The organism is Tissierellales bacterium, assembly GCA_025210965.1.
Taxonomy (GTDB): Bacteria; Bacillota; Clostridia; order Tissierellales; family JAOAQY01; genus JAOAQY01.
Genome location: JAOAQY010000067.1, coordinates 1 through 22,910, shown reverse-complemented (window position 1 = coordinate 22,910; position 22,910 = coordinate 1). Strand labels below are relative to the sequence as shown.

Sequence of the window (22,910 nt, the reverse complement as noted above, 5' to 3'; positions counted from 1 at the left end):
TCAGATTTACTAGGTGAGAATTATATAGATATCGTAAATAAAAGTGTAAAAGAGCAAATAGCATCTCAAACTAGCGCTAGTGCAGATCCTATATATTTTGAGAAAGGAAAAGGTGGATTTGAGACTATAAATGAGGATACAGACTTCTATATAAATGAAGCAGGAAATCCTGTCATAGTGTTTGCAAAATACGAAATTGCAGCGGGAGCATATGGAAGACCTGAATTTGAAATTGTAGTTAAGTAGCTAGAAATTAGCAATGGAATATAAAATGCGGAAAAGATGCTTATGCATCTTTTTTTGTTTATGTTCAAACAGAAATAGAAATTGATAATCATTATCCTTGGTGATATAATTAGTTATGGAATATATCATATAAGTGATTTCAAAAAGGTAGTTTTAGGTAGTGGGAGGGTCGTATGCGAATAAAGATAGAATCTAGAAAAGAGTATATTGATTTTTATAAAAGTATTTCTAAAATTAATAGTAGTAATAGCTGTGAAATAGAAATGAAAATACTACCTAAATATGGAAAAGGGTACATAAGATTAATAAGTATATCTGACTATATTAGTATTATGAAGATAGATGTAATTATGAATGAAACGCTAGAAATTGAGTATAGATTGCCGAATAAACATTTTGAGGTGTCTTGTTGTCTAGATGGCACTGCTGAAATTATGGGCGATGAGGATAACAAAATATTTATAAAAAAGGATAGTGTAGTGCTTTTGAGTCCGAAAGATGGAAAAGAGTATACTCAGGGAGTAATGAAATTTAAATCAAGTGAAAAATTTACTAATATAGCTTTTTCATTTGATAAAGATGTATATAGTGAATATTATAAGGGAATTGGCGATAATTTGTGGGGTAAAGTGATTTCCGAAAAACTAGATAGGTATAAAGCAAATATTTTTGCGAAAAATATACCTCATATAAAGTCTCTTTTTTTGAAAATATATGACAATAATTTAGAGGAAGAAGCCATAAGACAGTTGTTTATAGAGGGGAAAATAATAGAAATAATTACTCAGGTTGCATACATTAATTTTTATGCAAAAAATGATATGAAACTCAATGATTTTGAAGCCAATCAAATTCAAAAAATACCAGAAATGATGATGAAAAATCCTATGAATCCGCCGACTATAAGGGGGATAGCTATGGCGATTAATATTAGTGAAACTAAGCTGAAAAAAGGATTTAAAACTATCTATGGTGATACTATTTATAGCTATTTTAAAAAAATGAAACTGCAAAGAGCAGCTCATTTATTAGAAACAACAGATCAAAGTATTTTGAAAATTGCTGAAACAGTTGGATATAGTAGTCAGAGTCAGTTTGGAGTAGCATTTAAAAAATATTATGGAGTAAGCCCATTTGAGTATTCGACCCAAAAGTATATAGTGTGATTTTTTGAGATAAAATTAGGTCGGATTCAAAGAGACCATATAAAAACTTTTTTAGTATAATTTTTTCGAGATGAAAAAATAAATATTGAAGGAGTTTTTTTATGTTTAAAAATATAATTAATGGATCGAAAATTTTGATGAACTTTCTCGAGTACGATAGTCGAAAAACGATATTTGAAGCAATAATGGCAGAATTTTTTTCAGTATTATGCAGCATGATACCAATGTTTGGATTATATAATATTATTGAGAATATAGTGTATAAAGATAATATGCAAAATAGTTTTGCTTGGGCGTGGATTATATTGCTGTCGATAGTAATAAAGATTATTTTTCATGGATTTGCATTGAAACTTTCCCACAAAGTAGCATATAATGCTGTTTTTGAAATAAGAAATAGATTGATTTTAAAATTTTCAAAACTAAATCAAGGATACATGGAGGAAAATTCTTCTGGAAAGCTAAAAAATATAGTATTTGACGATATTGAGTCAATAGAACAATTTTATGGACATCAAGTTCCAGAAATATTGTCTAGTTTAGGAATTCCATTGTTTTTAGGGATATTTGTGTTTATAACTGACTTTAGGATAGGATTGGTAATGATAATACCTATATTGATATTTTTAATTTGCTTACGCAAAACAAATTTGTTGCAAAACAAAAATTTTCAAAAAATGTTTTTTATACAACAAAATTTAAACAACGCAATGGTGGAATATATTAATGCTATGAAAGAGATCAAAATATTTGGTGGCAATGAAAAGGTATTTTCTAGATTTGAGAGTGCGTCAGAAAATTACAAAGAATTTATGGTTGGTTGGTTTAAGGACAGTAGACATTTAATGACGACAAGCGATATTGTGTTAGCATCAGGGGTAGTATTTGTATTTCCAGTGGCTGGATACTTATATATTTTGCAAGAGATTAGTATGGTGAAATTTTTGCTATATATTTTTATTTCGCTGTGTTTTTATTCTCCGCTTGCCAAAATACCACAATTTACAGATATTTTAAATATAAATGTTCATATTGCGCAAAGAGTAGATTTTATATTGAAATTAGATGAGTTGAGCGTTTGTGATAATAGCAGAAAGATATGTGATATAAGTAATAACATATCTTTTGAAAGCGTTTATTTTGGATATGGTGGGGAAAGTGTTTTGAAAAATTTATCATTTAGAGTAAATAAAAATGAAATAGTTGGTTTAGTGGGTCCTTCTGGTGGAGGAAAAAGTACAATAGTAAAATTGATTTCAAGATTCTGGGATGTCGCCGAAGGCAATATATTTATAGACGGAGTAGATATAAGAAATATACGCCAGGAGACATTATCAAAATTGATAGCATATGTTACTCAAAATGTAAGTGTATTTGAGATGTCTGTTAGAGATAATATCAAAATTGGAAATGAAAATGCTACAGATGAAGAAATAGTTCAAGCAGCGAAAGATGCAACATGTCATGAATTTATAAAAAAACTTCCAAATGGATATGAAACTATATTGGGAAAAGAGGGAGTTGGTTTATCTGGTGGAGAGAAACAGCGAATAGCTATAGCTAGAGCACTTTTAAAGAAGTCTCCAATATTGTTGCTAGATGAAGCAACCGCGTATATAGATCCAGATAATGAAAGTAAATTACAAGAAGCATTATCACGATTGATGAAGGATAAGACGGTTATAGTCATAGCACATAGATTATCTACAATTATGAATGCTGACCATATATTAGTCATAGAAAATGGAGAAATAAAGGAAAACGGAAGACATGAAGAGCTTATAAATATGAAAGGAAGATATAGCGAAATGTGGGATGCGTACAACAGAGGAAATGATTGGGTACTTGGAAGGGGCGTGAAATAATATGTTTAGACTTATAAAGAGAATATTTGATATAAGTGGCGAAAAGAAGAAAGATTTGTGCATTGCCAATGGATTTCAACTATTACAAGCTATATTTGAAGGTTTACTTTATTTGGTGATTTATTTTTCGATAACCCAAATTGTGTCTAATGAGTTTAGCAAAGAAACACTAACAAAATGTACTGGTTATCTAATTTTGGTGGTGTTTCTAAGATATATTTCTTATTATCAAGTTAATAAATATCAATCTTCTGCAGGTTATGAAATAATGAAGGCGGTGAGAATGAAAGAGAGTGAAAAACTTAAAAAATTGCCACTTGGAGTATTTCAAAATCAAGGTATGGGTGATTTGACATCGATATTTACTACAGATATTACGTTTATAGAGATGCATTGTATGTATGCTATAGCTAGATATGTAGCTGGCATGAGCATCGTAGCAATGACTAGTATTGTTATGTTTATGATAGACTGGAGATTGACTTGTTTAGCAATTATTGGTTTTTTACCCGGTTTTTTTGTATATGCTAAGTCTAAAGAACGATTGATTTTTAACGGAAAAAAGCGTCATGAAGCGCAACAAGATTGTATATCAGCAATAATTGAGTATCTAAATGGAATGGAAACAATAAGATCTTATAGTATGACGGAAAAAATACATGAAAATATCCTACAGAAAATGAGAAGATACAAAGAGCAATCAGAATCATATGAGGTAAATGCAATAATTCCAATGACAATTTATCAAATTATAATACGAAGTGGTATGGGTTTGCTATTTGTGGGTGGATTGCTGATGTATGCTAATAGAAGTATTGATTTAAACGTATTTATATTTTTTACAGTAATAAGTACATTATATTATACACCCATAGAGTCAATATTTCATGATTTCGGAACACTTAATATAATGGGAGTGGCGTTAGATCGGTTGGAAAAATTGAAAAGTGAAAAAGAATTAATTGACAATGGAGTGAAATGTATAAATGACACTAGTATAGTGGGAAAAAGTATATCATACTCGTATGCGAATTCTAAAGGATATGCTGTTAGGAATATTGATTTTGAGATTAAAGCTAACACATTAAATGCTATCGTTGGATACTCGGGAAGTGGAAAAACTACATTATTAAATCTTATAGCTAGATTTTTTGATTCAGATGAAGGCGAAATATTAATAGGTGGAAATTTGATTACGGATATAAAGTATGATAATTTAGTAGAAAATATTAGTATTGTATTTCAAGATTCATATTTATTAGAAGACACTATATTTAATAATATAAAAATGGGAAACGAAAACGCTTCAAGGGAAGATGTAATAGCGGCAGCTAAAGCAGCTAGATGCCATGATTTTATAAGTAAGTATGAAGAGGGATATGATACATTAATCAGAGAAGGGGGGAGGACTCTCTCTGGTGGAGAAAGGCAAAGAGTAGCAATAGCTAGAGCAATATTGAAAGATGTTCCAATAGTATTATTAGATGAAGCTATGTCAAATATTGATGCAGAAAAATCTTGGGAAATAAAGAGGGCTATAGATGTGCTAACCAAAGATAAAACAGTTATAATGATAGCACATACTCTAGAGTATATAAAAGGTGCAGATCAAATTATTATGATGAAAAATGGAGAAATCATTGAAAAAGGAACTCATGATAATTTATTGATGCTTGAAGGAGAGTACAAAAAAATGTGGAAATTGCAGCAAAGTTCAAAACTGTGGAAATTAGAGAATTAAACAAAACATAAAATAAGAGAATGAATTATGAAAGTAGTATTCATAATTCATTCTCTTCAAACATAACATTACTTTAACCAATAGGAATAAATATATCCATGACAGTAATTCCATCTATTTCGAGAACTTCTTCTAAACAATTAGCATTAGAACATTTTTTGAAATCGGCTTCCTTAAAGTCATGATCTTCTAGCCATGTGATTAGAGCCTTCCAGCCACCTGGAATTCTTTCGAAAGGATTGCTAAAAGGATCTTGAATACGAATTGTAGCATATCGATATTTAGGAATTTGTTTTAAAAGTACTTTGTGATTTTCAAATTTAAATTCATTAGAAGAAGGAAGTTTTTCTATGTCTTCATTGTTTATTGCTAACCAATATTCATATCCTCTATAATTTATGGCATCTTCAGTGCTGTTTACTGGAGAATCAAATCCAAATTCTCGGTATGGTTGCAAATCAAATTTAGATGATAACTTCTTCATTAAAGCTATGACTTCATCTTCAGGATTTTGACCTTCAATTGTACAGCTAATGACAGTCATTTTGTCTATAGTTACGTATTTTACATTACTTAGGTATTCCATCAAGTTATACACTCCTTTATTAGAAATTCTATTAGAAAAACTTTTTTGATTATCTGGAAAATTTTTATAAAATCTATATTCATCTATACTTAGATTCAAATCGTAAATAACAATTTTTCGTGTTTTTGATACCTTATTATGACGGAAATAACTTGGAGAGTGTCCGAATTCTCTCAATATAGCTCGAGAAAAAGATCTTTCAGAACTATATCCAAGGTTTAGAGCTATATCTATTATTCTTTTTTTAGTTTTTAAATCATCAATTGCAGATTCTAATTTTCTTCTTCTAGAGTATTCGATGATAGACATTCCTGTATATATGCTAAAAACTTGGTTTAGATAGTATTTGGAAAATCCAATATAATTTGCTATTTCATTTAAATTCAAAGGTTCATATAGGTGATTGTCTATATAATCTATAATTAATTGTATATATTCTTTCATGATGAGAGCTCCTTTCTTCGAACTAGTTAATTTCATTATATATGAATTCCGAAACAATACAGGACATTTTGAGCGAAAAAGGGTATGAACAATTGATTTTTGAAAAGTCAATTACTCATACCCTAAAATTATTGATATCTACATTTTTGCTAACAGTAAACTAAATTACTAATAATTATTGTGATTAATCACTATTGTTACTAATAATCTCTGTTACTAATAATTTTTGTTACTAATCACAGCTGTTACTAGTAAATTAAGTTACTAATAAACTAAATTACTAAAAACAAACTCTAGATTTTCAAGCAAGAAATCAACATCGGATTCTTCAATTACAAGTGGAGGCTGAAATGCAAGTACATTTCGGTTTAGACCATTTTTGCCAAGTATTATACCGCGCTCTAGGAGCATCTCCAAAATATCATCTGTTTTGTCATTGTTCAGTTCCATTCCGAGCATCAAACCATATCCGCGAACATCTTTTATAAAATCGTATTTGTTCTTTAACTTTAAAAGACCGTCCAATAGTTTATTACCTAATGTTTTAGCTTTAGAACATAAATTGTTTTCTTTCATGTAATCTAAAACTGCAATAGCTGTAGCAGAAGAAACTAGATTGCCTCCAAGAGTAGAGGCAGATGGTTTATTGAAGGCATTTGCTATACTATCATTTGAGCTAAATGTAGAAATTGGAAGTCCATTTCCAAGAGCTTTTGCAGATGTTAGAATATCTGGAACTATATCAAAATTTTCTATAGCAAACATTTTGCCGGTTCTAGCATATCCAGTTTGCACTTCATCAGCTATAAATAGCACTCCGTATTTTTCTAAAAGTGACTTCATTTCTTGGAAATACCATTTTGGTGGAGTCAGTATACCACCATTTCCCTGTATAGGCTCAGCTATAAGCGCTGCAAAATCTTCAGGGTTGTTTTCTAAAATTGTTTCAAGTGCATCTAAAGATTCTCTAGCACTTTGATCTAACTCTTTATTTGAATCATAGAAACTAGGAATGCATACACAATCATCCGACATAAAGGGATCTATTCTCCACATTGGTATGTTTGTAGCGCTCATTGTCAGATGAGTTCTTCCGTGAAGGCTGTGCTCTAGTGTCAAAAATTTTTTTCTATTGGTATGCAGCCTTGCAAGCAATAGAGCTCCTTCATTTGCTTCAGAACCACTTGTACAGAAAAAAGTACGCTTCAAATCCCCTGGAAGAACATCTGCCATTTTTTCTGCAAGTCTAAGCATTGGTTCCGTTAGATATATTATAGTAGTGTGCTGAAGTGTTTTTAATTGATTTATAGTTGCATCTACTATAACTGGGTTGCAATGTCCGCAATTCATAACAGATACTCCAGCAAAAAAGTCTAAGTATTTCTTTCCATTTGAATCGTATAAATACTGCATTTCGCCTCGAACTAATTGGGGCGGATTTTTATAAAAATGCATAGCATTTGGAAATAAATACTGTTTTTTTAGTTCTATAAGTTTTTCAGGTCCTGCATAATTTTTCATGTTAAATCCTCCTAGTCGTAGTTTAGAGCGCCGAGTGTAAATCCCATAGAATTCAGAGGACAATTTGCATCGGTTTCGTTGTTTTCTAAAGCATATCTGTATATATTTATTATGTTTTCAAGCGTTTCATCAGAGTATAAAGCGCCCTCTATTCTAAATCTATTTATGCCTGATTTCTTTAGAGATGGTATTAGCTTTAATAGATTGATTTCTTTTGAGGGTAATATGTGATTTTTACCCCTATAATCCCTCATAACAGGGTGTTCTTGTTCTAAACTATCAATTAATACCATAGTATTTTCTGGGAAATACTTATTATGACCTTCTTTTGTTTCAAAATTAGCATTTAAATTTTCATATAAATCGTGGTCTAGATACATTACACTTGGTAGACCGTGAACTAATATTTCTAGAGGAATTTTTGAATCAGATACTATATTTACTAGATTATCTAATTTTGTCTCTAGTGAAAGAGCAGCTAGAGATATTCCTTCTGATTTATAAAAATCTATTGCATTATTATTGTAGAAATTAAGAGAAGTATCTCCTATGAGTTCTAATTCTCTATTTCTAAAGTATGATATAGCTCCTAGATTTGAAACAACTAGTCCATCTAAACCATTAATTGAATCCAATACATTGTCTAATTCTCTAAAATCAGTATCATCCATCATTTTTGGTGTACATAGATATATTTTGCTATTTGATTTTTTATTTATTATTTCTTGAATATCGTCTGTGCTAAATTTAGAGAATGGTTCGAAAACATCACCTGACAAGTAGATGTATTTTATACCATTGTTTAAAGCTACTAGAGCTTGTGATTTCGAAACAACATGTACTGAAAGTTCAGCTAGAGAATTCTCATGTTGAGGCAAACTAGATTTGATTTTTTCTATTCTTTCATCATTCGATTCAGGAACGAATCTAGGTTTACTGAAAACTTTTCCTGTAGAGTAAAATTTACCAGTACCTTCATAGCGAGAGTTTATATTTTCAAGTCCTTGATTACCAAAAGCAAAAGCTGTTGAAAGGTCGCGCAAACGTCTGTCTTGAAGTTTTCGGCTGTCTTTTTGTCTATCGAAGTGTTCAGGGTCTTCAATATATCTATCAAGTGCATTCCCATAGTTTTCTATGAGATGTGATACATATTCAGCAGCTCTCATTCGTCCTTCTATTTTAAAAGATGTGACATTGGAATCTATCATTTCTGGTAAATGCTCGTATAGTGACAAATCTTTGACGGCTAAAGGAAATTTTGTATTGTATCTGATTCCATCTTTTTGTATATCGAAAGACCATCTACACGGTTTCATACACCTGCCTCTATTGCTACTTTGACCGAATAGTAGAGTAGAGTAAAGACATTGTGAACCATGGGCTATACACATATCTCCGTGAGTGAAGTATTCGAATTCCATATCAGTTTTAGATGAGAATTCTTTTATAGTTTTTAAGCTCATTTCTCTAGATGTAACGACTCTAGTTATGCCGAGAGCTCTAAGTCTTTTTATAGTTTCTAAATTGTGGACATTCATCATCACAGATGAATGCAGTTCAAGGTCAACACCAAGTTCTTTGATGAGCGGTATTAAGCTAAGGTCTTGTACTATAAGGGCATCGGGTTTTATAGTATTTAAGTAAATTAAAAAACTTTTTGCTGTTTCGATTTCATCACAGGTAAGTAGGTTGTTTAATGTGATGTATACTTTTTTGCCAAATTTATGTGCAAGTGATATTGCTTCTTCTAATTCTTCATCTGTAAAGTTGAAATTTTTTCTGTGCATTCTCATATTTAGGGATTTACCGCCTAAATAAAAGGCATCAGCAGGACTGTGTAATAGTTCTTTAAATATCTCGAAATTGCCTGCAGGTGCTAGAAGTTCAACCTCTTTGTTATTAAAATATCGACTCATGTTTCATCGCTCCAATTTTTTTGAAATTATTTTATATTCCTTTATTATATACCATAGAATTGTGGTAAAAATAAAGTAAGAGAGAATAAATAATAAAATTTTGCAATAGGGCTTGACTTCTGTGAACAATATGAACAAAATAAAAGTAAGGCCGCATCTAATGACCAAATTATGTTGATATGTTTTTGACGAACTTTTCTATGATATGATACCTGTATTATGATAAGAATATCACAAGCAAAAGGGTCATTTTTAAAAGGAGGAGAAAGTATGAGTATATCCAATGATAAATCTAAGCATATTGTTGTGCTTGGTGGAGGATACGGCGGGGTTTTAACAGCAAAAAAGCTTGCTAAGAAGTTCAAAAAAGATGAATCTGTAAAGATTACATTGATAGACAAAAAACCTTATCACACGTTACTTACAGAGCTTCACGAGGTGGCTGCAAATAGAGCGCCAGAAGATTCTATCAGAATCGACTTGAAGAAGATTTTTGCAAAGCGTAAGGTTGATGTGGTTTTAGATGAAATCAAAGATATTGACTTTAAAAACAAGCAATTAGTTTCAGAAAAAGAAAAATACAATTATGATGTGTTGGTTGTAGGTTCAGGTTCAAAACCAACATTTTTCGGAACAAAGGGTGCAAAGGAGTATGCTAAGACTCTTTGGTCATTTGAAGATGCAGTTAATTTGAAACACCACATATTAAGTATGTTTAGATTGGCAGCGAAGACACCAAATGCGGAAGAGAGAAAAAAGCTTCTTAGTTTCGTAGTTGTTGGTGGTGGATTTACTGGAGTAGAGATGATTGGTGAATTAGGCGAGTGGAAAGATCAGCTTTGCAAAGAGTTTTATATTCCAAAAGAGGAAGTTTCACTTAAAGTAGTTGATGTGCTTCCTACAATTTTACCTATATTCCCTATAAAGCTTATTAAGAAATCAGAGAAACGTTTAGAAAAGTTAGGCGTAGAGCTTATGACTGGTACAGGCGTTGTAGAAGTTGGAGAAGATTTTGTAATATTAAAGGATGGAACAAAGATAGCATCGAATACTGTAATTTGGGCAGCAGGTGTTGAAGGTTCTGAAATTATGGAAAATGTTGAAACTGAAAAGAATGGTAGAAATAGATTAGTTGCTAATTCACATCTACAATCAGTAGAGCATGAAGATGTATTCGTAGTTGGAGACAACGTGTTTTATATTCCAAAGGGAGCCGAAAGACCAGTTCCGCAGATGGTTGAAAATGCAGAGCATTCAGCTAAATTAGTGGCAAATAATGTAACAGCTAAGATAAAGGGCGAGGAGCTTTCAGATTACGAGCCAGAGTTCCATGGAGCGATGGTCTGTATTGGCGGACGTTATGGAGTAGCTCATTTAGGAAAGCCAGATAAATTCTTCGGTTTATCAGGATTCCTAGCTATGTTTGTAAAGCATTTTATAAATGTGGTTTATTTCTTCCAAGTAGCAGGATTTAACAAATGCTGGACTTATTTAATGCATGAATTTTTCCATGTTAAGAACAATAGATCGATGTTTGGTGGACACTTTGCAAAATCATCACCTAATTTCTGGTTAGTGCCACTTAGATTGTTTGTAGGATTTAAATGGCTTACAGAAGGACTTGCAAAAGTTCCATCTATATTAAATGATCCTAGCAATATTTTCTTATTGCCAAGCAAGATGGATGCAGTTGCAGGAGCTAGTCAGGCAGCAGAATCTGCAGAGCATGCAGTAGAGGCTGTTCAAGCGTTACCAGTTCCAGAATTTATTCAAAATATAGTTGACTGGTCTATGAACTTGATGTTCTACAATGTAGACGGTAGTTTTACACCGATGGCATCTATATTCCAAGCTATGATAGTGCTTTGTGAGCTTACATTTGGTATACTACTTATAGTTGGTTTATTTACAGCATTGTCGTCTATAGGAACTGTTTTACTTGGTATGGCTATTTGGTCATCAGGTATGGCACCAACTGAGATGCTTTGGTATCTTGCAGGTGGAGTAGCATTAATAGGCGGTTCAGGATCAACATTTGGTATGGATTATTATGTATTACCATTCTTGAAACGTCACTGGAAGAAGGTTGGCTTTGCCAAGAAGTGGTATTTGTATACGGATTAAAGTAAAATCAATTAAATATGGAAACGCCTGCTTTAAAGCAGGCGTTTTGAAATACTTAGAGATTGATTAGGGGCAATGTTTTTAAAGAGGAATTTTAAAGGTGGGGAAGGTTATATGCATAGTTTTTGGAGCGATTACCCAGAAATAGAAAGACAATTAAATGAGATCAATAATGAGATAGAGAGAGCAGTCCAGACACCAAATGCTTCTTTTAGAGAAGTGTTGACTCCTGTGGTTCAAAATCAGGGGAAGATGTTGAGGGCCGCTTTTGTGTTAATTGGATCAAATTTTGGAGAGATAGATGAAAAAAAAGCAAAGGCGCTAGCTGCCAGCATTGAAATGTTTCATTTAGCTACTTTAGTTCACGATGATATAGTTGATGAGGCAAAACTTAGAAGAGGAGCTCAAACACTTCAGTCTAAACTTGGAAAAGATTATGCTGTGTATACTGGAGATTTTCTTTTGATGAGGGCTATGATGTTGTTAGCTGAGTATGACTTAAATAAGAATCATATAAAGCGATTTTTAAAATCTGTAGACAATATTTGTCAAGGAGAGATACTTCAATATACTATAAGGTATTCTAAATCAGTATCTATGCTAGATTATATAAGAGTGATTAGTGGAAAAACAGCAGCATTATTCGCACTTAGTCTCTATATAGGAGCATCAGAATCAGGTTGTGATGACAAGACATGTAATTTGCTTGAAAAGATAGGTTACAATATTGGAGTTGCATTTCAAATAAAGGACGATCTACTTGATTTTACAGGAGATGTTGAAACGGTAGGCAAGAATACTCAAGCTGACTTATTGAAGGGGTATTATACGCTACCAATTATACTTGGGCTTAAAAAAGATAAAACAGGTATGATGTACAAAAAATTAGAAGCACTTGCAGATGGTGAGATTGATAAATTTGATGGGAATATTTGCGATGAAGAGACTTTGAAAGAGGCAGAAGCTATTTTTGATAGATATGTTAAAAAGGCTGTAAAACTTATCAAAAAACTTCCAAAGTCAAATGATGGTGAAAGAAAATTGTTACTTGAAATTGTTGAGCGCTTAGTTGATAGAACATACTAGAGGTGAAAAAATGGCTTATAAAGATTTGAGAGCTTTCGTAGACAAGCTCAGAGAAGAAAATGAATTAGCAGAAATAAATGTAGAAGTTGATGCTGATTTAGAAATCACAGAGATTGCAGATAGAGTTTCGAAAGAGTATGGAAAGGGACTTTTATTCAATAAGGTAAAAGGATCAGAATTTCCGCTTTTGATAAATGCACTAGGAACATATGAAAGACTGAATATGGGACTAGAGGTAGAAAATTTAGATGATATAGCAGATACTATATTGGATTTTATGGATATGAGCAATTATATAACTCTTATGGATAAGGTAAAATCAGTGCCAAAACTTACTAGACTTGCGAAAGTTTTTCCTAGAAAAGTTAAGAGAGGAGTTTGTCAAGAAGTAGTTGAAGAGCCCAATTTAGATAAACTTCCAATACTAAAATGTTGGCCACAAGATGGAGGCAAATATATAACGCTTCCACTTGTCATAACTAAAGATCCTGAGACGGGACAGCAAAATATGGGAATGTACAGAATGCAGGTTTACGATAAGAAGACTACAGGTATGCACTGGCATTTGCATAAGGATGGTCGTGAAATTTATAACAAATATAGAGCTCTTGGTTATAAGAAAATGCCTGTATCGGTAGCGATTGGGTGCGATCCAGCTATAATTTATTCGGCAACAGCTCCTCTTCCAAAGATGATAGATGAATTAATATTTGCAGGTTTCCTTAGAAATGCTTCTGTTGAAACTGTAAAATGTGTCACAAATGATTTGCAAGTACCTGCAAACGCAGAGTTTATACTAGAGGGTTATGTAGATTTAGATGAAATCAGAAGAGAAGGACCATTTGGAGATCATACAGGTTACTATTCTTTAGCTGACGATTATCCTGTATTTCATTTAGAGAAAATCACTAGAAAGAAAAATCCTATATATCCTACAACTATTGTTGGAAAGCCACCTATGGAAGATTGTTATCTTGGAAAAGCTACAGAGAGGATTTTCCTTCCTCTTATAAAGGTTCAGATGCCAGAGATTGTTGAAATGAATTTTCCTCTAGAGGGAGTATTCCACAACTGCGTTATAGTATCTATTAAAAAGAGTTTTCCAAAGCATGCTTTTAAAGTCATGCAAGGACTTTGGGGAATGGGGCAGATGATGTATACAAAGATGATAATAATAGTTGATGAAAACGTCGATCCTCACGATGTGTCTACTGTAGCATGGAAGGTGTTTAACAATATAGATGCAAAGAGAGATTTGATTGTATCAGAAGGACCATTAGATGCGTTAGATCACGCTTCGGATACAGCTTTTTATGGTCATAGACTGGGAATAGATGCTACTAAGAAATGGCCATCAGAAGGGCATAAAAGAGAATGGCCAGATGATATAGAAATGAGCGAAGAAATAAAAGACATGGTAGACAAGAGGTGGAACGAATATGGTATTAAATAAGCTAAAAGCTTATGGCGAACTTGTGATGTTTTCTCATACACTATTTTCACTTCCGTTTGCTATGATATCTATGATTTGGGCAGCAGAGGGATTACCAGGTATGAAACTATTTATTTTAATATTAGTGGCACTCATAAGTGGTAGAACAGGAGCAAATGCTCTTAATCGCTGGGTGGATAAAGATATAGATAAGAAAAACCCTAGAACGAGCGATAGACAATTGCCTCAAGGTAGAATGAAAGGCAAAGAGGTGCTAGGACTCACAGCTATTTGTTTTATTATATTTGAAGTAGCTGCATTCTTGATAAATCCTCTATGCTTCTACTTATCGCCACTTGCATTATTTTTGTTTTGTATTTATTCATATACAAAAAGATTTACATGGGCTAGTCACATAGTACTTGGTATTGCTATAGCTGGAGCTCCGGTCGGGGCATGGCTTGCTGTTCGTGGTGAGTTTGATTTTATTCCTATAATACTTGGAGCGATAGTTGCACTTTGGGTTGCTGGATTTGATATGCTCTATGCAACTCAAGATATTGAATTTGATAGAAGCAATAAGCTTTATTCAATTCCTGCATACTTTGGTTTGAAGAATGGATTGCTTATAGCAAAGTGTTTTCACGTAATGATGATAATTTTGCTTTATGGTTTAGCGATATTTAGAACATTAGGAATAGCGTATTTTATAGGGGTTACAATAGCGGCAGGGCTGTTGATTATGGAACATTTTATTGTAAAACCAGAAAATCGAGGAACTATGAAAATCGCATCTTACGGATTGAATCAGGTACTCTCGGTGGTAGTGTTTACGTTTACTATAGTAGATTTTTTGATAGTGGGGTGATTTTTTGAGTAGATTTATAGTGGGGATTACAGGAGCTAGCGGTAGTGTATATGCGAAAAAACTTATAGAAACATTAGCTAAAGACCATATGTTACATCTTGTGATAACTAAAAATGGTGAAGAAGTATTTGAATATGAAATAGGAAAGAGCTTTAGACGATTTGTAGCAGAATTGCCTTATGGGCATTGTCATATAGAAGAAATTGACAATATGTTTTCAATATTAGCGAGTGGTTCATCGGATTTAGATGGAATGTTAATAGTTCCGTGTACTATGGGAACTATAGGTAAAATAAATGCTGGTACATCTGATAATTTACTTATCAGAGCGGCAGATGTAATGATGAAAGAAGGAAAACCTCTTGTTATAGTGCCGAGAGAAACACCATTTTCTACACTTCATCTTAGAAATCTTCACAGTTTAAGTTCTCTAGGAGTCAAAATTGTACCTCCTATTCCTTCGTTTTACGACAAGCCTAATACTATTGATGATTTGGTTGGGCAAAGTGTTGGACGAATTATAAAAGCGATGGGTGTAAGTAATGAGCTTTATAATCGCTGGAGCGGTGGAAATGATTAGATTTGAAAATGTGTCATTCTCCTATGAGGATAGTCAAAATTTGATATTTGATAAAATGTGTGTTGATTTTTCGGTGGGAGAGCTATTTGCACTTTTAGGGCCTTCAGGAATAGGAAAATCAACATTTATAAGATTATTATCTGGAATAGAGATGCCTAATAGTGGGCATATATATATTGAAGGAGATAAGATAAATTCAAAGAGACATAGATTGGGATTAGTTCCACAGGACAATGGATTAGTTGAGTGGCTTGATGTTAAAAGTAATATTTGTATAGGTACTGAAATTAAGCAGAATTTCGATAGAGAATTCTTCAATACTTTAGTTGAAATTATGGGAATATCTGAATGCTTGGATTCTTATCCATCAAGGTTAAGTGGTGGGCAGCAAAAGAGAGTTGCGATTGCACGAGCACTTTTAGTTAAGCCACATGTATTGCTATTGGATGAACCATTTGTATCATTGGATGAACAAACGTCTGGGAAAATTCAAGATTTGATATTGAAATTACATGATAAATACAAAGTTACTATGATTTTAGTTACTCATAGATATAAAGAAGCGCTATATTTAGGGGAGCGAATTGGAGTTCTTGGAGGGAAGCCTGCTAAATTTGTTGATATTGTGGAAAATGATATTCAAGGAAATAGAAGTGATATCGAAAGAGATGAGTATTTGAAAAGATTGAATTCGCTTGAGACTATAATGAAGGAGAGTCACAGCGTATGAAAAAGTTGATTAATATAGTGATTGTATTTTTAGCATGGGAATTGGTAGCATTTGTTATTCACAGAGCAATAGTACCTTATCCACATGATATTTTTGTATATATGTTTTCAAAGGGATTTTTATATTATCAAAGTCACATAGCATATAGTCTCATAAGATTACTTATAGGACTAAGTTTGACTATAATTGTTAGCTTGTTCATAGGAATACTGGCATTTGACAGACCTAAAATGAAATCATTTGTGGATAAGGCTACTTATTGGTCATATCCAATACCAAAGATGTCGTTGTTGCCTATTGTGATGATGTTTCTAGGGCTAAGCGAATCGACAAAGATTACCATGATATTTTTGATTACATTTTTCCCTGCTATTATAAATATAAGAGATGCGCTAGAACTTATACCTGAGAGTGTCTTAGAGTTGTTTTATTCACTAGGAGCTAGCAAGAAAATTTTAATTAAGAGAGTACTATTTCCTGCAATACTTCCCGCTATATTTACATCTATGAGAATAAGTGTTGGTATAGCACTTTCAGTTTTGTTTTTCACAGAAAACTTTGGTACTACACATGGTCTTGGTTATCTGATAATGAATGCTTGGATGAGAATTGATTATACAGGAATGTATGCAGGTGTATTTATTATAAGTTTGATAGGGGTAATTATGTATAGTGGCCTAGACTTTTTAGGAAAGAAAGCTTGTCCTTGGCTTACGAGGAGGTAGTTTATGCAAAAGAGTAGGTATAAAGATTTTGAGGGATTAAAAACTAGAACTAGAAAAGAATATTTAGTACATGGTAGTAAGCTGATAGTAGGAATCGGAACTATATTTTTGCTAGCTGTAGCGTACAATTTATTTGGACCTAAACCGATATTGTACAAGCCGGGAGTTTATACTGGTGAAGGTCAAGGTCATCACAGCAAGATAGTAGTGCAAATAGAAACTACAGCCTATCAAATTACTGATGTTATCATAATTGAGGAAAATGAAATGCCTATTATTGGGAAAGTTGTTTACAAGGAGATACCGGAAAGTGTGATACGCTACAACACTGCAAATGTAAACATGGTAGCAGGAGCTACGTATACGAGTACTGGTGTATTGAATGCGATTGAAGAGGCGATAGATCAAGCAAAAATAAATAGAGAAAGTGACGAAAGACAATGAAATTGCATACTAAGATTGCGCTTATGATAGTTCTAATAGTGGTTGTACTTCTCGGAACGACATCGTTATTGTCGTATAATCAGGTTAAAGATGTGGTTGAAATACAAATGGGAAATCACGCAATGGATACTGCGGCAACTATAGCAGATGTAGAATCTATACAAAAAGCGCTTGGAACTCGAGAAAATCTAAGTGAGATACAAGTGAAAGTAGAAGATATAAGAGCGAATACAAGTTTTCAGTATATCATAGTACTTGATATGAAGGGGATAAAGTATTCGTATCCATATGAAGAATCCATAGGTGAAATTTACCGAAGTGGTGGAGAAAGGCGAGCTCTTAGAAATGGAGAATCATATATATCTGCCGATAGAAATGTTTTGATTTCAGCTATCAGGGCTTTTAAGCCAATATACTACAATGGAAAACAGGTTGGTGCAGTTATTGTTGGATTGCTGATAGAGCCTGTTTATGCTGAAGTGGGAATTAATTCATGGACGTTTTGGCTAGATGTTTTGATTGCTATAGTCATAGCTATAGTTGCGGCTAGATCGCTTTCAGTAAATATAAAGAAGTCTATGTATGGATTAGAGCCTGAGGAAATTGCTCAATTGCTAGGACAGAGAGAATTAGAACTATACTCTTTAGATCGTGGTTTGATATCTATTGATACTGGTGGTAAGATTTTGTTTTTTAATAAAATGGCAGAACAGATATTTGATTTAGAGGAAAGCTTTTTAGGAAAATCTATAGAAGTCGTTGATAATTATTTTTCAAAGCCAGCATTAGAAGCGTTAGAGACCAATGAGGCGAGTTACAATATTGAGATTAAATTATATGATGGCAGGATATTACTTTGCAATTACACTCCTTTTAGGAACTACAATGATGAGGTTATTGGTACTATTGCAATGTTTCAGGATTTGACAGAGGTTCGGGAGCTTGCAGAAGAGCTGACTGGAATAAAGATGATGGCAGATGCGCTTAGAGCTCAAAACCATGAGTTTTTGAACAAGCTTCACACGATTTCTGGGCTTATGCAATTAGAGGAATATGACGAAGCTATACAGTATATTGAAGCAATTTCATCACAGCGAAGAGGTATGACAGATAGGCTTAAGCGAAAGATATTTAACGTGCCACTAGCAGGTCTATTGCTTGCAAAATACAACAAAGCTTCTGAATGTAAAATAGAGTTTACTATATCTAAAGATTCTAATTTAACTAAACTTCCAAGGGCATTGAATGAAGATGAAATGTGTTCTATAGTGGGAAATTTAGTTGAAAATGCGATAGATGAACTTAAAAAAATTGAAGGTGGGAAAATTCAAGTTACTATTTACAATGATTCTGAGTTTCTAAATATTTTTGTCAGAGACAATGGACCAGGGATACCAAAAAAACTTGAAGGAAAGATATTTCAAAAAGGGGTCACAACAAAAGAAGGAAATAGAGGTTTTGGGCTCTATTTAGTGAAGAATATAGTTGATAGAGCTGAGGGAATTATAGAATTGCATGAGAATAATGGTGTAGAATGGCATTTAGAAATTCCTATGAAATGAGGGTGATGAGAAATGATTAAGGTGATGATTGTAGAAGACGATCCTATGGTTTGTGAAATAAATAAGAAATTTTTGGCAAAAGTTGATGGTTTTGAGCTTAGCACTACAGCTAAAACATTAGAGGAAGCTAAGGTAAAAATAAAAAACGATGTGCCAGATTTGATATTACTCGATATCTTTTTCCCAAATGGAAAAGGGATTGATTTAATAAAATGGCTAAGGCGTGAAGGTTTTTCTAGTGATGTGATTTTTATAACTGCAGATAATAACACAGAGACGTTTGAAGAGGCTTTTAGATATGGCGCAGTTGATTATATTATCAAACCATTTGTACTTGATAGATTTAAGACTGCTCTAAATAAGTATGCTAGCAGACGATTGCATTTAAGAAATAATGAAGAAATAGATCAATCGCTTGTTGATAGATATGTCTATCAGGATTTAGAGGCAAAAACTGAGACTAGTAATAGAATTATGATGAAAGGTTTCAGTCAGCATACATTTGATAAAGTGAACGAAGCTATTGAATCATGGGAAAAAGAAACATTTACAGCAGAGGAAATTGCTAAAGAAATTGGAGTTTCGAGAATAACAGCAAGGCGCTATCTAGACTATTTAGAGCGAGAAGGCAAGCTTGAGATAGAATTTGAATATGGTAAAGTCGGGAGACCGCAAAACAAATACAAATTAAAAAAATAAAAAACAAAGCCTTGAGCTTATAGCGCAAGGTCTTTTTATGAAAGGAAGATTTAATTATGAAGAAAAGAATTATTATGATGATTGCAATGGCGATGATGGTATTTACTGGGTGCCAAGCAAAAGAAGAAATGACACAGACTAGCTTGAAATTTGGTATGATGCCAAGTGATTCAGCAGCTCCACTAGTTGTAGCAGAACAGCAAGGATATTTTAAAGAAGAGGGAATAGATGTAAGCTTAGAGTTGTTTTTTAGTGCAAAAGATAGAGATAGTGCATTTCACACGGGCAATCTAGATGGAGCGGATTATGATCTTATAACAGCTATGATGACACCTAAAGCGGATTTTGATTTGGTTGTAGGTTCGTCAAGTGAAGGTAGTTTTAAGTTTTTGGGAGCAAAGACGGATGATCCTAAAAAATTAGAGGGAACAAAATTAGGTCTTTCTAGAAATACTATAATAGAGTTTTATACAGACAAATTTTTGAAAACATATGATATGACAGAAGAATCTATAACAAAAGAAGAAATTCCTCAAATACCAGTTAGACTTCAAATGTTACAAGAAGGGCAAATTGGTGGTGCTGTGCTTCCAGATCCATTAGCAACATTGGCTATCAAAAAAGGTGCAAGTCTTATAAAGGACTCTGTTGAATTTGAAAATCAAGTTAGTGTATATGTATTTAATAGAGAATTTGCTGAAAAAAATCCTTTGCTTGTAGAAAAATTTTATTCAGCATATGACAAAGGTGTAGACTATATCAATTCACATGAGAAGAATGAATATTTACCACTTTTAATAGAGAAATTAAATTTCCCAGCACCTATAACAGATAGCTATAAGCCGCTTGAGTATGCTAAGAGAAATATGCCAACAGAAGCAAGTGTAAAAGAAGTAAATGAGTGGCTTTTAGAGAAAGAATTAATAGAAAAAGAAGTTGAATATAAAGAAATTATATTGCAAAAATAAGTTGATATAAATTTAACAAAGATGCAAATAGAGTAACAGTATGAACAAAATACCTTATTAATAACCAAAAAGGTAAATGCTATTCATTTGTTTTCATTAGTATCATATAATACAGATATAAGATTTGTTAAAAATTTTACAAACTAAGGAAATTATATTAAAGGGGGACATTCAAGTGAAAATGTTCAAGAAATTAGGCGTTCTTTTTTGCACAGCAGTAGTAGCCGTATCTTTGACGGCCTGTGGGGGAGCAAAAGAAATTAGTAAGACAAACAATACTTTTACTGGAGAAGCAGAGGGTAAAAATGGCCCAATCAAGGTAGAGGTAACTATCGAAAACAATGAGATTCAAAAGATTGACGTATTAGACAGCAAAGAGTCAGAGTTTACTGACCAAGTATTTGAAGACATGATAGCTACAATTGTAGAAGCAAATACTGCAGAAGTAGATGCAATCAGTGGTGCGACTGTTACAAGTAGTGCTATTATAGCGGCAGTAGCAGATGCTGTTGCAAAATCAGGGGTAGAACTTACTGCGAAAGCTGTTGAAGAAAAAGCAGTTAAAGTAGAAGATGTTACAACTGATGTAGTAGTTGTTGGAGCTGGTGGAGCTGGATTTAGTGCAGCTATCGAAGCTAAAGAGCAAGGTGCAAAAGTTATCTTAATCGAAAAAAATGCTGTAGTTGGTGGAAACACAAGCTATGCAACAGGTGGATTGAATGCTGCTGAGACTAGCGTTCAAAAGACAAATGAAATTGAAGATAGTGTTGAACTTTTCATTGAAGATACAATGAAGGGTGGAAAGAACTTAAATGATCCTGAATTGGTTAAGGTATTAGCTGAAAATGGTGCAGAGACAGTTGAGTGGTTAATTGAAATGGGCGCAGACCTTACTGATATTGGTCGTATGGGTGGAGCTAGTGCAAACAGAGCTCACAGACCAACAGGTGGAGCTCCAGTTGGAAATCACTTAGTAAAGACATTAGAAGCAAAAGCTAAAGCTATTGACCTTGAAGTTAGAACTCAGACAAGAGCTATTGAATTAGTTACTAAAGATGGCGCTGTTACTGGTGTTAAAGTAGAAGATGGTTCTGGTAACCAATACACAATCAATGCAGAAGCAGTTGTAATCACTACAGGTGGATTTGGTGCAAACCAAGAAAAAGTTGTAGAATTTGATCCAGCACTTAAAGGATTTGGAACTACTAATGGTCCTGGAGCTACTGGAGATGCGTTGGATTTAGTTAAACCATTAAACGTAGCATTAGTTGACATGACTCAGATTCAAACACATCCAACAGTTGTACCTAAGAAAAACAAACTAATAACAGAAGCTGTTAGAGGTAATGGTGCAATTTTAGTAAATAGAGACGCAAAGAGATTTATTGACGAATTAGAAACTAGAGATACAGTTTCAGAAGCAGAGCTTGAGCAAGAAGGCGGAACTGGATTCTTAGTATTTGACCAAAATGTTAGAGAGAGTTTAAGTGCTATTGAGAAATATCACAAAGCAGGTCTTTTAACAGAGGCAAATAGTGTTGCAGAATTAGCAGAAGCTATGGGCGTTGATGCTAAGACATTAGAAGAAACTGTTGCGACATATAACACATATGTAGAAGCTAATGAAGATGCAGACTTTGGACGTTCTACTATGACAACTACACTTAGCAAAGCTCCATATTACGCAGTTGAGGTTGGACCAGCAGTACACCATACAATGGGTGGACTTAAGATCAACACTCAGGCTCAAGTAATAAATGAAGCAGGAGAAGTAATCGACGGATTATACGCTGCTGGAGAAGTAACTGGTGGAGTTCACGGAGCAAACCGTTTAGGTGGTAATGCGTTAGCTGATATCACTACTTACGGAAGAATTGCAGGAGCAAATGCAGCTGCAGAATCAGTAGAAAAATAGAAAACGTATTTAACCCTTCCTCTTAAATATGAAGACAATCTGAGTTCGATTGAAGCTCAGATTGTCTTTTTGCGTTTTTTATTCATATATAGGGGTAAGATTGTAGATGAGATTAGATATCAAGTCGGTGAATTGATTTGTTTTTGAAACACTTTTTTAGAAAAAGAGATAAATAAATGATATAGTGTTGTTGACATAAGTATTTGTCTATTATAAAATAACTCGGTAAGACTTAGTAGGAAATAGTTTCTAGCGGCGGGGAAACTTGTTTAAAAGTAAAAGAAGGAGAGTA

At 33.3% G+C, this 22,910-nt stretch carries 19 protein-coding genes; 16 read left to right on the top strand and 3 right to left on the bottom strand.

Features of this window, described 5'->3' with window-relative positions; genetic code table 11:
• The 4 genes from N4A40_04585 to N4A40_04570 form a co-directional block, all read left to right on the top strand.
• On the top strand, positions 1 to 246 hold a 246-nt coding region (locus N4A40_04585; GenBank protein MCT4661118.1), incomplete at its 5' end, for an RsiV family protein.
• A 173-nt stretch (positions 247 to 419) separates the two neighbouring features.
• Positions 420 to 1,412, top strand: coding sequence for an AraC family transcriptional regulator (locus tag N4A40_04580; protein MCT4661117.1), 993 nt, complete (start codon positions 420 to 422; stop codon positions 1,410 to 1,412).
• 101 nt (positions 1,413 to 1,513) lie between these two features.
• Positions 1,514 to 3,277 (top strand): ABC transporter ATP-binding protein/permease, encoded by a 1,764-nt coding sequence (locus tag N4A40_04575; protein MCT4661116.1) that lies wholly within the window; start codon positions 1,514 to 1,516, stop codon positions 3,275 to 3,277.
• A 1-nt stretch (position 3,278) separates the two neighbouring features.
• Positions 3,279 to 5,018, top strand: a complete 1,740-nt coding sequence (locus N4A40_04570) for an ABC transporter ATP-binding protein/permease (protein ID MCT4661115.1) — start codon at positions 3,279 to 3,281, stop codon at positions 5,016 to 5,018.
• Positions 5,019 to 5,091: 73 nt separating this feature from the next.
• Here the strand turns inward: N4A40_04570 and N4A40_04565 are convergent, their stop codons facing one another.
• From N4A40_04565 to N4A40_04555, 3 genes are all read right to left on the bottom strand, one after another.
• A complete protein-coding gene (locus N4A40_04565) occupies positions 5,092 to 6,048 on the bottom strand; it encodes a helix-turn-helix domain-containing protein (protein MCT4661114.1) in 957 nt (318 codons plus the stop codon).
• 264 nt (positions 6,049 to 6,312) lie between these two features.
• Positions 6,313 to 7,569, bottom strand: a complete 1,257-nt coding sequence (locus N4A40_04560; protein MCT4661113.1) for an aspartate aminotransferase family protein — start codon at positions 7,567 to 7,569, stop codon at positions 6,313 to 6,315.
• A gap of 11 nt (positions 7,570 to 7,580) precedes the next feature.
• Positions 7,581 to 9,485, bottom strand: a complete 1,905-nt coding sequence (locus tag N4A40_04555) for a U32 family peptidase (GenBank protein ID MCT4661112.1) — start codon at positions 9,483 to 9,485, stop codon at positions 7,581 to 7,583.
• 270 nt (positions 9,486 to 9,755) lie between these two features.
• Between N4A40_04555 and N4A40_04550 the strand changes: the two genes are divergently transcribed.
• The 12 genes from N4A40_04550 to N4A40_04495 all read left to right on the top strand — a co-directional run bounded on the left by N4A40_04550 (position 9,756) and on the right by N4A40_04495 (position 22,618).
• Positions 9,756 to 11,609 (top strand): FAD-dependent oxidoreductase, encoded by a 1,854-nt coding sequence (locus N4A40_04550; protein ID MCT4661111.1) that lies wholly within the window; start codon positions 9,756 to 9,758, stop codon positions 11,607 to 11,609.
• Between the two features lie 114 nt (positions 11,610 to 11,723).
• Positions 11,724 to 12,695, top strand: coding sequence for a polyprenyl synthetase family protein (locus tag N4A40_04545; protein MCT4661110.1), 972 nt, complete (start codon positions 11,724 to 11,726; stop codon positions 12,693 to 12,695).
• Positions 12,696 to 12,705: 10 nt separating this feature from the next.
• Positions 12,706 to 14,148 (top strand): menaquinone biosynthesis decarboxylase, encoded by a 1,443-nt coding sequence (locus N4A40_04540; protein ID MCT4661109.1) that lies wholly within the window; start codon positions 12,706 to 12,708, stop codon positions 14,146 to 14,148.
• Positions 14,135 to 14,995, top strand: coding sequence for a putative 4-hydroxybenzoate polyprenyltransferase (gene ubiA / locus N4A40_04535; GenBank protein ID MCT4661108.1), 861 nt, complete (start codon positions 14,135 to 14,137; stop codon positions 14,993 to 14,995). Before N4A40_04540 ends, ubiA begins: the two co-directional genes overlap by 14 nt.
• Positions 14,996 to 14,999: 4 nt before the next feature.
• Positions 15,000 to 15,575, top strand: a complete 576-nt coding sequence (locus tag N4A40_04530) for a UbiX family flavin prenyltransferase (protein MCT4661107.1) — start codon at positions 15,000 to 15,002, stop codon at positions 15,573 to 15,575.
• Complete coding sequence (locus tag N4A40_04525) at positions 15,538 to 16,305, top strand: ATP-binding cassette domain-containing protein (GenBank protein MCT4661106.1); 768 nt, start codon at positions 15,538 to 15,540, stop codon at positions 16,303 to 16,305. The genes N4A40_04530 and N4A40_04525 overlap by 38 nt, the downstream gene beginning before the upstream one ends.
• The gene (locus tag N4A40_04520; GenBank protein ID MCT4661105.1) at positions 16,302 to 17,030 is read left to right on the top strand and encodes an ABC transporter permease; all 729 of its coding nucleotides are present in this window, start codon (positions 16,302 to 16,304) and stop codon (positions 17,028 to 17,030) included. The genes N4A40_04525 and N4A40_04520 overlap by 4 nt, the downstream gene beginning before the upstream one ends.
• 3 nt (positions 17,031 to 17,033) lie before the next feature.
• Complete coding sequence (locus N4A40_04515; protein ID MCT4661104.1) at positions 17,034 to 17,474, top strand: FMN-binding protein; 441 nt, start codon at positions 17,034 to 17,036, stop codon at positions 17,472 to 17,474.
• Positions 17,471 to 19,036, top strand: coding sequence for a sensor histidine kinase (locus N4A40_04510; protein MCT4661103.1), 1,566 nt, complete (start codon positions 17,471 to 17,473; stop codon positions 19,034 to 19,036). The genes N4A40_04515 and N4A40_04510 overlap by 4 nt, the downstream gene beginning before the upstream one ends.
• Positions 19,037 to 19,048: 12 nt before the next feature.
• Complete coding sequence (locus N4A40_04505; GenBank protein MCT4661102.1) at positions 19,049 to 19,735, top strand: response regulator; 687 nt, start codon at positions 19,049 to 19,051, stop codon at positions 19,733 to 19,735.
• 56 nt (positions 19,736 to 19,791) lie between these two features.
• Positions 19,792 to 20,703: an ABC transporter substrate-binding protein gene (locus tag N4A40_04500; protein MCT4661101.1), complete on the top strand. Its 912-nt coding sequence runs from the start codon at positions 19,792 to 19,794 to the stop codon at positions 20,701 to 20,703.
• A 181-nt stretch (positions 20,704 to 20,884) separates the two neighbouring features.
• The gene (locus N4A40_04495) at positions 20,885 to 22,618 is read left to right on the top strand and encodes a flavocytochrome c (GenBank protein ID MCT4661100.1); all 1,734 of its coding nucleotides are present in this window, start codon (positions 20,885 to 20,887) and stop codon (positions 22,616 to 22,618) included.
• The last annotated feature ends 292 nt before the right edge of the window (positions 22,619 to 22,910 follow it).